The sequence below is a fragment of the Bacillus cereus group sp. N24 genome, from assembly GCF_016483345.1.
GTDB lineage: Bacteria > Bacillota > Bacilli > Bacillales > Bacillaceae_G > Bacillus_A > Bacillus_A toyonensis.
The window spans coordinates 149,681-163,229 of record NZ_JAEHCA010000009.1; the positions used below are offsets into that span (position 1 = coordinate 149,681).

Sequence of the window (13,549 nt, forward strand, 5' to 3'; positions counted from 1 at the left end):
GAAATATAATAAAAACCCCTTATAGCGATATAAGGGGTTTTTATTGTTAATGAGAAGATACTGTTTCTTGAAGACCATTAGTCAATTGAACATCGACTTTTTCTGCATCATGAATATGGTTCATAATAGTAGTATTTAATTTTTGGAACATTTGTTGAGTGTTTGCAAATTCTCTTAATATATCATCATTACAAGATTTTTGGTTTTCAATTGCTTGAATAACATTTGTAGCACCATTTTGTAACGTTTGAATCATAATTAAAATGTTTTCGATTCTAGCGTTTGTATCGGCACTCATTTCTACACCTTCATCGACTAAATGTAAATTATCTTTTGTGTTTTCGTATGCTTTTTCAATTTCTTCTTGAATTTTTTTCGTTAAGTTGCCAATATTCTTTGTACTTTCTGCCGTACTTTCTGCTAGTTTTCTTACTTCATTGGCAACAACCGCAAACCCTTTACCGTGCTCTCCAGCACGCGCTGCTTCAATACTTGCATTTAGCGCAAGTAAATTTGTTTGTGCTGCAATATTTTGAATGACTTCTACAATTTGTTCGATTTCTTTTGAGCGTTCACTTAAATGATTCATACTGTTAGACGTGCGCTGAGATTGTTCACCTAATTTATTAATTACAATAAGTAAACGGTGAACAGATTCTTTTCCTTCATTAGAGCAGTCAATAATCTCTTCAATAGACTGAATTAAGCTTTGTTCTTTTTGTAACATTTCACTATTTAATTCATTAGAATTTGTTGTACGTGTTGAAACATTTTCAAAACACGAGTTTAATTGCTGAATTAAATTTTGGAGTGTATGGTGCTGGTTATTTACAAGTTGATGCTCTTGAACGACGTTTTGCACACGGTCATGGATAGAAGAAATCATATTTTGTTTTTCAATATCTTTTTGTTTTAATTCTGCCTCTAATTCTTTTATACGATCTTCTAATTGATCAATTTTATGTTGGAGTGATTTCTTTTGAGTAAACATGTATTTATTTCAACCGCCTTTGGAAGTTATATTTTCTCTATATTTGGATTTTAGCATCTTTTATAATTTTTAAATATAGGAATTGTTAAATATTTAAGAATCTATTACATTTTATTTATAATTCCCTATTTTTTGTCATGAAAAATAAACTGTATTTAATAGTATTGTAAACAAACTGTAAAATAAATCATGTATAACTGTATAAGAAGGGAGTCGGATTATGAACTATTTTAAGCGAATCAGTAGTCTAGTATTAGCAGGAATTATCGGTCTTTCTAGTACAGTCGCTGTAAAAGCAGAGTCAAACGACGAGAAACTTAACAACATGCAACAGCAATTGCAGCAAAACGATGCAGATATGCAGAAGAAAGAGCAAGAGAAGCAAGCTGTTAGTAAAGAGATTCAAGGTATTGAAAACGAACTACATAACTTAAATAATACAATTGCAAAAAATAAAGAGGATCAAGCTGCTATTCAACGTAAAATCGATGAAACACATAAGCAGATTGAGCAAAAAAAGAATGAAATTGTCGTTTTAGAGGATAAAGTCCTTGCTCGTAAAGATATTATGAGAAAACGTATGGTTTCTGTTCAAAACAGTTCAAATACAAGTTTAGTAGTAGAAGTTGTTGTAGAGTCAAAAAACTTTGCAGATTTCTTACAACGTATGAATGCAGTTTCTACTATTTTAGAAGCTGATAAAGAAATTTTACGTCTACAAGAACAAGATCTTCGTCAAATTGAAGAAGATAAGAAAACAATTGACGAAAAAGAAGCATCTTTAGTAGTAGACAAACAAAAATTAGCAAAAGCGCAAGCTGATTTGCAAGATAACTTGAAAAAGCGTCAAGATAACTTACAAGCAGTTCAAGCTAAATATAACCAGATTGCAAGCCAACTTAATTTAGCAGCAGAAGAAAAAGCTAAAATTGAATCAAATATGAAGGCAGTACAAGAGACGATTGCTCGTGAGCAAGAAGCAGCAAGAATTGCAGCAGAAGAGCGTGCAAAAGCAGAAGCGGCTGCAAAGGCTGAGCAAGAAGCTTTAGCGAAAGCGAAAGCGGAAGCTGCTAAGCCGGCAGAGCCTGTAGCAAAAAATACAGCACCAGAGTCTAAGCCTGACACGAAACCAGCTCAAGGTGGAAAAGAATTTTATGTAACAGCAACTGCTTATACAGCTGATCCATCTGAAAATGGCTATAAACCGGGTGAAACTGTAAAATCTAAGTTAGGACATAATTTAACTGCAAATCCAAACATGAAATTAATTGCTGTAGATCCAGCTGTTATACCGTTAGGTTCTACTGTATATGTAGAAGGTTATGGAACAGCGATTGCTGGAGATACTGGTAGTGCAATAAAAGGGCACATAATTGATTTATTAATGCCAGATTCAGCAACAGCTAATAATTGGGGTAGAAGAACAGTTAAAGTTACAATCTTAAACTAAAACGTAATCCAACTTTACAATACGTAAAGTTGGATTTTTTTGTGAAAATTATGTTAAGTTGAGTTTACATTTTGTTAAGGATAGCATACAATGATGGTGAGAGGTGGTAAAATTGACCATTTTAAATAGAGTGAAAGAATTAAGGGCTCGCTTCAATTTTTCGCAAAGTGTATTAGCAGAAAAGGTTGGAGTGACGAGACAAACAATTGCTGCAATTGAAAAAGGGGATTACGTTCCTTCGTTGTTATTGGCACTTACGATTTGTGATGTGTTCCAGTTAAAGATGGAAGATGTGTTTGTTTTAAATAAGGAGGGGAAAGAGGATGAATAGACTTGTATTTTCTTATATGCTAAATGTACTTTTAATGGTATTAGCAGGTTGGGCTTTTATTGAGTTGTATTATTTTACTATTGAAGTCGCTAATTTTATTCAAACGAAGAGAGTACCATTTGAAGTTTCAATAAGTTTAATACCGCTCGGATTACTTTTAACATTTGGTATTGTATCGACGGTTATTTATAAAATTCAAAAGAAAAAATATAAAGAGCTCTCGTATTGGATGTTTCCACTATTATTTCCTCAAGAAGATGAGCGTGAAAAGGCAATTACAGAAAAGGCTTGTCGTACTACATTTATGTCATTATGGTATGTGTTGCCTTGTGCGGTTGGGTTTTTAACTCTTTCTCCAATTGTTATTCTATATGTTCCTGCATATCCGATATATATTGCATTTAGTATCTTCTTTATTCAGATGACGATTTTTCACGTGTCTTTATATCGAAATAAAATTGCTTAAAAAGAAACCTTCTTGCATCGGCAAGAAGGTTTCTTTTCAGCTTATACTTGTACATATAGCAATATTATTTTATCATTTTATATAGAGTAAGATTTTGTAAGGGAAAGGAATTGTATATGAATAAGCAAAGAATTTATAGTATAGTAGCAATCCTTCTATTTGTTGTAGGTGGGGTTTTAATTGGAAAGCCATTTTATGATGGATATAAGGCTGAAAAGAAACAGACTGAAAATGTGCAAGCTGTTCAAAAGATGGATTATGAAAGGCATGAGACAGAATTTGTAGATGCGTCAAAAATTAATCAACCAGACTTGGCAGAAGTAGCGAATGCATCGTTAGATAAAAAACAAGTAATCGGTCGTATTTCGATTCCAAGTGTTTCATTAGAAATTCCTGTTTTAAAATCTTCTACTGAGAAAAACCTGTTATCAGGTGCAGCGACAGTAAAAGAAAATCAAGTAATGGGAAAAGGGAATTACGCACTAGCAGGGCATAACATGTCTAAAAAAGGTGTTTTATTTAGTGATATAGCATCTTTGAAAAAAGGCGATAAAATTTATTTATATGATAATGAAAATGAATATGAGTACGCTGTTACTGGTGTATCTGAAGTAACTCCGGATAAATGGGAAGTTGTAGAAGATCATGGGAAAGATGAGATAACGCTTATTACATGTGTATCTGTAAAAGATAATTCTAAGCGTTATGTTGTAGCTGGTGATTTAGTAGGAACAAAGGCGAAGAAATAAAAAAGAAGGTCAACTCTTTAAAGGGTTGACCTTCTTTTTTACTATTGTTGAGAAATAATAGAATATTTTAGTTTGTATTTAAAAATCCTTCTATTTATGTATAATAAAGTTAGAATTCTAAATTTTGGGAGGAACAAGAGTGAGACAACAGGTGAAGAAACTTCTTTTAACAACAAGTGTAGCGTTATTGATAGCTCCAATTTCAGCTTATGCGCATCCAGGACGTACAGATGCGAATGGTGGACATACGTGTCGTACAAACTGTGAAAAATGGGGATTACAGTACGGGGAATATCATTATCACAATAAACCAGCTTCTAGCAGTGGTGCAACGAGTCCAGCTCCTAGCCAAAATAATAATGGTGCTGTAGAAGCTGAAAGACAAGCAGAAGCACAGCGCAATGCTGAAGCTGAAAAACAACGTGCTGCAGAAGCACAGCGTAAAGCTGAAGAAGAGAGACAACGTGTAGCTGAGGAACAAAGAAAAGCAGAAGAGGCACGTAAGCAAGAGGAAGCTAAGCGCCAAGTTGATATGGAGAAAGGTCAACTTGAAGGCGAAAAAAATGGAGAGACTGATTTTAAAGCAGGGAAAAATGATGTTCAAGTACATTTAGCTGGAAAATCAGATACATATAAACAAGCATTTACAACTGCTTATACTACTACTTGGTCTTTAGAAGAGCAGAAGAAAACGCATTTTGAAAAAGGAAAAGAACAGGGCTTAGCACAAGAGACGATGGACGATAGTCAAATTACTCCAGAGTTTAAGCCAATCTTTGCAGAAGGTTTCCAAGTGGGAAATAAAGAGAGAACAGAAAAAATTGAAAAAGAGCAAGCTGAACTAGGGGAAAAGGCTGGTAAGGAACTAGCTGAAAAGAATCCTGGAAATAATGAGAAAGATGTATACGTGAAGTCATATGAAACAGCGTATGAAAAAGGCTATAAGTCTACAAAAAAGGCAGTAGAAAAGGCTGGATATAAGTATGCGTTTGAAAACTATGATTTGAAGATTCCTGCCAAGTATGAAAAGAATGACTCATTAAAAAAATGGTTTACTGAAGGATTTAAATCGAATAAAAAAGCAACGGAAATTCGAGAAGAAGGATTTAAAAAGGGAGACAGCTGGTTTTCATTTTTCTATAAGAGTTTCGTGCCAAGTGAATATAAAGAACATAAAGAGTTGTATGAGCAAGCAATAGAAAAAGGTAAGAAGGCATAAAAAAGATGAGGAGAAATTCCTCATCTTTTTTTTAATCCATCCATTTTACTAGTTTTTTAGAGATTAATAATAAAACACAACCTAAAACAATCGCTACAGCGCCGATAACAGTAAACACTTCAGCATATCCAAGTGAAGTTGTGAAGCTTGCAAGTTGTCCACCTAAAATATTGGCGATACCTGAACTTGCTAGCCATACACCCATTAGTAAAGAAGCAAGTTTTACTGGAGCGAGAGAACTAACCATTGATAGTCCGACAGGTGATAAGAATAGCTCACCTAACGTATGGAAAAGATACGTAAAGACGATAAATAGTAAGTTTGCTTTTTCCGTAATGTTATGTTCGTCACTACCTGTTTTTAATGTAGCGATAACAAGTATGATATAACCGATACCGAGTAAGATCATACCAAGTCCCATTTTGGTTGGGATTTTTAAATCCCCGCGCTTGCGAGTTGCAAGTTTTGCCCATAATGCTGAAATGACTGGAGCAAGTAAAATAATAAATAATGGATTGACCGATTGGAACCAAGATGTTGGAACTTCCCATCCGAACACAGAGCGGTCTACAAATTTGTTTGTATATAATGTTAATGAACTACCAGCTTGTTCAAAACCAGCCCAGAAGAAGACAACGAAGCACGTTAAAATGACGATAACTGCGGTACGTTGTTTTTCTTTTTTTGTTAACGGTGTATCTCCTACTGATGGTTGTCCAGCAGCTGTTTGCAAATCGCGAGTTGGTTTTTTACCGATATCACCAAGGAAGCGATTTGATAGTGTTGTAAATAAAATTTGTCCAATGATCATTCCGATTGAAGCGGCTAAGAAACCGTAACGGAATCCGAAATGAACAACGCCATCCACTGTTGTTTTGAATAAATTTTCTGATAAAAATCCGCAAACGAGTGGAGCTAAAAATGACCCGACGTTAATACCCATGTAGAAAATGGTAAATGCACTATCACGTTTTGGATCATTCTCTTCGTATAATTCTCCAACCAGTGTAGAGATATTCGGTTTGAAGAATCCATTACCGATAATAATAAGCGCTAATCCGAGGTATAGGCCTAATTGGTTTTGCAAGGCAAATAGTGTAAGGTTACCGATTGCCATCGTTATACCACCAATTGTGATGGCTTTTCTTCTACCTAGAAAACGGTCTGTTAAGTATCCACCAATCATTGGTGTGAAATAACAGGCTCCAGTATAAAATCCGTAAATGGAGAGTGCCCATGCGGGACTAAACCCAAGACCACCGCTTACTAAAGCTGTCGTTAAATATAATGTTAATAATCCTCGTAATCCATAGTAACTAAATCTTTCCCACATTTCTGTAAAGAAGAGTAAGTATAAACCTGGAGGATGTTTCTTTTTTCTTTGCTGTTCTTTTTCTAGTTGTATCGCTGATTCCATGTTATTTTCCTCCTGACACAAACAAAAACAAGGTTAATAATTTTGTATATTTAATATTTTACTTTATTAACTATTATAAGTCAATGAAGTGTAACTTTAATCATATTGGAAGATTTTATTCCAATATGATTATTAGTTGAACGAATCGGGCTTTTATGGGCAGTTGGATTCCCACTGGATATCCGGTTATTAGCTTAATTATTAGGGGGGAGTCTTACTGCCCGTTAATGCGGGGAAAGGTTGATTTTTCAGAAGAAATTGGAAAAGGGAAATAGCTATAGAATGGGCGTTTCTTTTGTGATAGACTATGGACTATGTTTTCTTTGTAAGGAAGCGGATTACCGCGTTTTTTCATGTATGGAATTGATTTCACAAGAGATGAAATTGAAGAAGGAGAAAGAAATGAAATTGTTACAGAAAAAAGAAATTTTACTTATTAGTCTTATGCTATTCTCTATGTTTTTTGGAGCGGGGAATCTTATCTTTCCACCTTTCCTTGGATATGAAGCAGGAGAACACGTGTGGATTGCGCTGCTAGGTTTTATTATATCAGCAACAGGTCTTCCGATATTAGGTGTTATTGCTGTTGCAAAAGCAGGCAGCTTTCAAACGTTAGCGGGTAGAGTTCATTCTTCATTTGCAATTATTTTTCCGTGTATTGTGTACTTATTTATTGGACCTGGTCTTGGTATACCGCGTGCAGGAAGTTTAGCATTTGAAATGGGACCAGGTCAGTTATTCCCAGAATCAGGTAGTGTAGTTTTACTAGTTTATACGATCGCTTTCTTTAGCTTTGTTTACTGGTTAAGTTTATCGCCATCTAAATTAATGGGCTTATTTGGGAAGGTTTTAACGCCTTTATTATTATGTATGATTGCACTTATTTTTATAAAAACTATGTTTACACCAGTTGGTAGTGTGAAAGAGGTTACTGGAAATTACGGACAAGCTCCTATGTTCCAAGGATTTTTAGATGGATATTTAACGATGGATGCGCTAGCGGCTTTAATCTTTGGTATTGTTATTGCAAATGCTTTACGTGCAAAAGGTATTGAAGATGATCAAGGCTTAGCGAAATATATGAGTATTGCTGGTATTGGAGCAGGTCTTTTATTATCTATTATTTATGTCATCCTCGGATATGTGGGTTCAATTAGCGGTTCGTTAGGTACGTTTAATAATGGGGCGAATGTGTTAGCACAAGTGATGACGACGTTATTTGGACAAGGCGGAGTAGTTTTGTTAGGCCTTATTTTTACTATTGCGTGTTTATGTGTTTCAATTGGACTTGTTACATCTTGTAGTCAGTTTTTTACAAGTGTATTTCCAAAAGTATCGTATAAAGTTTGGGCGTTTATATTGAGCTTTATTAGTATGATTTTAGCTAATTTAGGGTTAACACAAATTTTAAAAGTTTCAGTACCGATTCTTGGATTTATTTATCCAATTGCATTAACACTTATTATTTTAGGGTTATTCCATAAATATATTGGGAAGTATGTGTGCATATATCCTGTTACAATTTTGATTGTAGCGGTATTTAGTGCAATCGATATTTTAAATAAAAATGTGATGACGAATCAGTGGACGCCAATATTGAAGTATATTCCGTTTTATACAGAAGGTGTAGGATGGATCATTCCAGCTCTTGTAGGTGTGTGTATTGGTGTAATCGTTAGTACCATGATAAATAAGGGCAAATAAGTGAAAGGGTGTTTTCTATAATGGGAAAACACCTTTCTTTTTTGGGAAAAATAGTTTTAAAAATGAATAGACTAAGAGTATGATAAAGATAATTGGTAATATATAGGTTTCGAATGAATGGTGAGGGGGGAGCATATGAAGGAAGATTTGAATAAGAAAATAGAAGCACTCGAAACTACAATTGAAACGATGCAAGAAGCACTTTTTGAGTTGAAAGCAAAACAAAGGGAAATAGAAGTAGAAAACGCTCAGCAACATGTTAGTAAGGAAAAGAAAGTATATATCGAAACGATAATAGATGAAAAATTACAAGAAGATGTAGTAAAGATCAAAGAGCCCGTGCAAAAAGTTGAGGAAAAACAAGTAAATATATCTGCTTTTAAACCGGAACCATTCAATATTATTAAGTTTTGCCAAACATGGTTGCCGCGTATATTTGTCGGTATTATGCTACTTGGGGTTATTTGGTTATTTAAAGCAGGGGTAGATGCTGGTTTATTAACACCAGCGATACGAATTGTGTTTGGTATCGCCTTATCTATCGGTTTGTATTATATAGGGGATATTCAAATTAAACGAGAGCGGCAAGCGTTAGGGTTAGTATTAGCTGGAGGAAGTATTACAGGCATTGTTTTAACGACGTTTGCGGCACATTATTTATATGGATTTATTCCAGCAAGTATTGCGTTTATCTGTAATATTGTATGGGTTATTTTAGGGATTTATTTAGCGAAAAAGTATCAATCGGAATACCTTACTATCTTCGTAGCGGTCGGAGCTTTCTTCGTTCCGTTCTTGTTAAATAGTACGACTCCGAATCCTTATATTTTCTTTGGATATGAGACGATATTAACACTTAGTTTATTATGGTATGCGTTGAAAAATCGTTATAAGTACTTATATATGATTTCTTATGTTGTTGCTGCCATTGTCCTGTTTGTCTTCTTTGCTGTTATGTCGATATTAGTAGAGAATTTGCAAATACAGTTAACGATTGTATATGGTGTAATTCATTTGCTGTTATTTTGGCATATGTTTTCAGAGAGAGAGTTTATACAAGAAGCAAGAGTAGCGATATTTAGTACAAATGCCGTTTTTTTTATTTTATCTATTGCAAAAATACCTGATTTTACTACGTGGGGATTGGTCATAAGTGCACTCGTGCATACTGTTATGTTTGTACTTGAATATAGGAAGAATAAACAGTCTATATTTGCAAATCTCTTATTTGGTTTTGCAATGGGGTCATTTAGTTTAGCGATTTTATACGAGTACAGTTTAGTGAATGCAGCAATTGTATTATTGTTACAAGGTTTTCTCGGTATGGTTACTTCTATTAAAGCAAAACAACAAATTAAACTGTATGTAAGTGCCACTATTTATGCGATTGGAATGGTACAGACGATTTTTAGCCCGTTTGATCATTTTGTTTCAGCTGGGTTTGTTGCTCATATTATTTTAATAGGTACATTTTATTATTGCATGAAACGAGCGAAAGATGTATTAACGAGTTTTGGAAAATATGTTTATTCTATAGCTCTCTATTGGTTCATGGTCATTGTATTTATTACAATTACTAGAGTTGGCGAAGTTCTTTCTACAGATGGAAGTATAATAAGCGTATCAGTATCGTTATTATGGATGGTATATGCATTATTTACCGTTTGGCTTGGACGGAATAAAAATATGAATGAAATATTGTATGCTGGCTTAGTTGTTTTAGTAGTAACGATAGGAAAGTTATTCCTTCTAGACTTACCAGAAGTTTCAATGATGATCAGGGCAGTGTTATTCTTAATTGTAGGTAGTATAGGTATCGTCATTTCCAGAATGTTTTTCTCAAAAGAAGAGAAATGAGAAGAAGGCAATCCGCATGTGGATTGCCTTTTCTTTTACTTCTTATTAATCGTTACAGCTTCATTATATTTAGCAGTTGTATTTTGGCGTAGACGAAGTGTTGCTTGTCCAGTTGTATTTGAATCAAGTTGTACGTTCACAATTTTTTCAGCGGAACCAAAGCTGTTTGTTGTGAATGAAAAGGCGCTACTATATCCGAAAGTAGATGGCCAAGTGCCGTTTGTATTTTGGACTTTTGCTACTTGTGTTCCGCCAGTCGTGAAGATACCTAAAGAATAGTTATTATAAGTTGTATTAGGTAATAAGTTGTTTACTTGAATCTTTATTTGGAACACTTCATTGTTTGGGAGAATGCTAGGGCGTGTAATCACATAATCGTTTGCTGTTACGGCGCCGTTATATCCGTATGAACCAGGTTTAAATGTATTTGTATTAAACCATTGGTAACCAGCGTTTGGTGCACTCCAAGGTTCTGGTTGTGGCTCTGTTGATAAGCTTGGTTGTTCAAATGTTTGTAAAGCAGTAGGTGAATCAAGTTGTAAACCGTTTACTTGATCTAAGCTTGTAAATGTCTCTTGTTTCGATAGCCAATTTACGATATTTTCTAGTAAAACAGCATCGTTTTCTTCTTTATAACCATCGTAAGTTTTCTTTGTTTGGCCAGAATCTTCACGAACGTATTTTGGCGTAGCATCTTCAACAGGAGAAGAGTCACCGATAAAGGCAGCTTTTCCAAGTCCTACTTTTGCAATTGCAGCATATGGACCCTCTGCAACGCCACCGCCGTTATAAACACCACTATCAACAGCGTTATTCCATTTTGATGGGTTTTCTGGAAGATAAACAAGTCCTTTTGCTAGTTTTGGATTTGTAATTGCTAGAGTAGAACCAGCATGCATTGCTACCGATGAAACACCTTGTGTAATTCCGAATGATTGTTCAGGCGAAACAATGTTTTTAGCTGAAACATCACCAAGTGCATTGTAACGGAAGCGAATACCAAAATTATTAGATAGCCAATCGGAACTTTCTACTCCTTGCATAGCTTGTGAGTTTGCTTCTTCGTTAGACATTCCTTTTGCGGGATTTTCCCAAGCACCGCGTCTATATCCATTAAATACTTCAGAAGAGTCCCAGCGATTTTTATTACGATCTGCATTATAATGATCGGCAATGAAGAAGATACTGCCGCCATTTTTTACATATTGTAACATTGCATCTTGTTCAGATTTTTTGTAAGGAATATTTGCCTCTGGAACGATAAACACGTTGTAATTTTTTAAGTCTTCGTATGTAATAGGTGTTGATTTACGAAGTTCTTTTACATGATATCCATTTTGGGCAATGCCGTTTCCGAAATCAGAAAAGCCGCCATCAATAACCCAGTCAGCTGTCCCTGCAGTTTGACCGTGCGTATTATCAAATAATACTTTCTTCCCATTGTTTTGATTTACAACCTTTGCAGCAATTTCAGGAGCTGGGTCTACAGAGCTTTCGGCATAAGTAGACGGTATGAACGAACTCCCCATACTAAGTGTAATTGCTGTTGCTAAAGAAAATGTAATCCATTTTTTATTCTTCATAGAAGAATCCCCCTAATAATAAATATATGTGCTTTAATAATGTAATTTATTTTTCTGAAAAAATAAAGACAGAAAACGTAAAAAATATTAAAAAATTGTAAAAATACCGTGAATTTTGTTGAGAAATATTTATATAGACAATAAAAAACCCCTTCCAATTAATAAGGAAGGGATAAATTGTTTAACTAATCTTTGAATTAGGTGTTTCATCAATCTTATGAAACCCTTTCATGTAATACACGATAGCTAAGCCAATAAGCCAAATTGGGCCAACGATTAATGCAATTCGTGTATCTTCTGAATACGCCATTATACATAGTACAAGTGCAAGGAAGCCAAGTGAGAAGTAAGAGCTTAATGGATGTAAAGGCATTTTATACGTTAGCTTGTCTTTTTTCTCAGTTGATAATCCTTTACGGAATTTAATTTGAGCGACTAATATAATTCCCCAGGTCCAAATTGCCCCGAAAGTTGAAATACTAGTTAACCATGTAAACACCTTTGCAGGCACAAGGTAGTTTAATATAACACCAACAAGTAAAACGATAGCCGTTGCTACAATTCCTTGACTTGGAATCCCATTTTTATTTAAACGACCGAATCTTTCAGGAGCTTTCTTTTGTTGTGCCAATGTAAATAGCATACGCCCTGTACTAAATAAACCACCGTTACAAGAAGAAAGTGCAGCTGTTAATACAACAAAGTTAATAATACCTGCTGCTTTTGCAATGCCGATTTGTTGGAATGTTAATACGAATGGACTTCCTTTCTCACCAAGTTCGTTCCATGGATAAATTGCCATCATAACGAATAATGCCCCGACGTAAAAGATTAGGATTCTCCAAAATACGTTATCGATAGCTTTTGCGAGTGTTTTCTTCGGATTTTGAGCTTCACCAGCTGTAACACCAATTAGTTCAACGCCTAAATAAGCGAATAATACCATTTGTAAGGAAAGTAGTAATCCGGAAAATCCATTTGGGAACCAGCCACCATGTGACCAAAGATTTGAAATACCAGTAGCGATACCACCATTTCCGAATCCGAATAAAATAATGCCAGCTCCAATTACTATCATACAGATAATTGTGACAATTTTAATGAGGGCAAACCAAAACTCAAGTTCTCCAAATACTTTTACTGATAAGAAGTTGAAAGCGCTCATTAATAATAGAGCGAGTAGTGCCCAAGTCCAGCGCGGGATATCTGGGAACCAGTACTGCATGTAAATTCCAGCCGCCGTAATTTCAGCCATACAAGTAACAACCCATAAGAACCAGTAGTTCCAACCAGTAATATAGCCAGCAAGTGGACCGATATAATCATTAGCGTATTTACTAAAAGAACCGGCAACCGGTTGTTCAATTGCCATTTCTCCGAGCGCTCGCATAATGAAAAAAATAACGAGTCCAGCGATCATATAACCTAGTAAGATGGAAGGACCAGCTAGTTTAATAGCAGAAGCAGATCCTAAAAATAGCCCAACGCCAATAGCTGAACCGAGTGACATTAAAGTAATATGTCGTTCTTTTAAACCTCGATTTAAAGTTCCAGATTTGTTTGTGTGATGCATAAGAAGAATCCCCCTTGTAGAATGAGCTACCTAAATATTTAACTATTTCAAATTATAAAACATTTCTATCTGTTATGCTACAAAAATAATCAGAAAAGAACTGTACTACATCTGAAGTTGTCAGACTTAAACTTAAAATTCTCACTATTAGAGAATATATTGACTCTTCTTTTTATTGATTGTTAAGATTAAGTATTATATTTTCTCAC

Annotated in this window: 11 protein-coding genes; 7 read left to right on the top strand and 4 right to left on the bottom strand. The window is 34.9% G+C overall.

Features of this window, described 5'->3' with window-relative positions:
* Nucleotides 1-46: 46 nt before the first annotated feature.
* Nucleotides 47-991, bottom strand: coding sequence for a methyl-accepting chemotaxis protein (locus JDS95_RS15585; RefSeq protein ID WP_000495005.1), 945 nt, complete (start codon nt 989-991; stop codon nt 47-49).
* A gap of 220 nt (nt 992-1,211) precedes the next feature.
* Between JDS95_RS15585 and JDS95_RS15590 the strand changes: the two genes are divergently transcribed.
* From JDS95_RS15590 to JDS95_RS15610, 5 genes are all read left to right on the top strand, one after another.
* On the top strand, nt 1,212-2,441 hold the full coding sequence (locus JDS95_RS15590; protein ID WP_098157922.1) for a 3D domain-containing protein: 1,230 nt from the start codon (nt 1,212-1,214) through the stop codon (nt 2,439-2,441).
* 112 nt (nt 2,442-2,553) lie between these two features.
* On the top strand, nt 2,554-2,772 hold the full coding sequence (locus JDS95_RS15595; protein WP_000154014.1) for a helix-turn-helix transcriptional regulator: 219 nt from the start codon (nt 2,554-2,556) through the stop codon (nt 2,770-2,772).
* Nucleotides 2,765-3,238, top strand: a complete 474-nt coding sequence (locus JDS95_RS15600; protein WP_001081107.1) for a hypothetical protein — start codon at nt 2,765-2,767, stop codon at nt 3,236-3,238. Before JDS95_RS15595 ends, JDS95_RS15600 begins: the two co-directional genes overlap by 8 nt.
* Before the next feature lie 116 nt (nt 3,239-3,354).
* A complete protein-coding gene (locus JDS95_RS15605) occupies nt 3,355-3,987 on the top strand; it encodes a class A sortase (RefSeq protein ID WP_199690629.1) in 633 nt (210 codons plus the stop codon).
* Between the two features lie 139 nt (nt 3,988-4,126).
* Nucleotides 4,127-5,206: a YHYH domain-containing protein gene (locus tag JDS95_RS15610; RefSeq protein ID WP_199690632.1), complete on the top strand. Its 1,080-nt coding sequence runs from the start codon at nt 4,127-4,129 to the stop codon at nt 5,204-5,206.
* A gap of 31 nt (nt 5,207-5,237) precedes the next feature.
* Here the strand turns inward: JDS95_RS15610 and JDS95_RS15615 are convergent, their stop codons facing one another.
* Nucleotides 5,238-6,623, bottom strand: a complete 1,386-nt coding sequence (locus JDS95_RS15615) for a peptide MFS transporter (protein ID WP_085451027.1) — start codon at nt 6,621-6,623, stop codon at nt 5,238-5,240.
* Between the two features lie 402 nt (nt 6,624-7,025).
* Between JDS95_RS15615 and brnQ1 the strand changes: the two genes are divergently transcribed.
* Both brnQ1 and JDS95_RS15625 read left to right on the top strand, forming a co-directional pair.
* Nucleotides 7,026-8,327 carry a branched-chain amino acid transport system II carrier protein BrnQ1 gene (gene brnQ1, locus JDS95_RS15620; protein WP_085451053.1) on the top strand — a complete coding sequence of 434 codons (1,302 nt, stop codon included), beginning with the start codon at nt 7,026-7,028 and terminating at the stop codon, nt 8,325-8,327.
* Between the two features lie 135 nt (nt 8,328-8,462).
* The gene (locus JDS95_RS15625) at nt 8,463-10,184 is read left to right on the top strand and encodes a DUF2339 domain-containing protein (protein WP_199690634.1); all 1,722 of its coding nucleotides are present in this window, start codon (nt 8,463-8,465) and stop codon (nt 10,182-10,184) included.
* Between the two features lie 35 nt (nt 10,185-10,219).
* Here JDS95_RS15625 and JDS95_RS15630 read toward each other — a convergent pair whose 3' ends face one another.
* Both JDS95_RS15630 and JDS95_RS15635 read right to left on the bottom strand, forming a co-directional pair.
* The gene (locus JDS95_RS15630) at nt 10,220-11,767 is read right to left on the bottom strand and encodes a DNA-binding protein (protein WP_000791528.1); all 1,548 of its coding nucleotides are present in this window, start codon (nt 11,765-11,767) and stop codon (nt 10,220-10,222) included.
* A 181-nt stretch (nt 11,768-11,948) separates the two neighbouring features.
* On the bottom strand, nt 11,949-13,340 hold the full coding sequence (locus JDS95_RS15635) for an amino acid permease (protein WP_199690637.1): 1,392 nt from the start codon (nt 13,338-13,340) through the stop codon (nt 11,949-11,951).
* Nucleotides 13,341-13,549 lie beyond the last annotated feature (209 nt).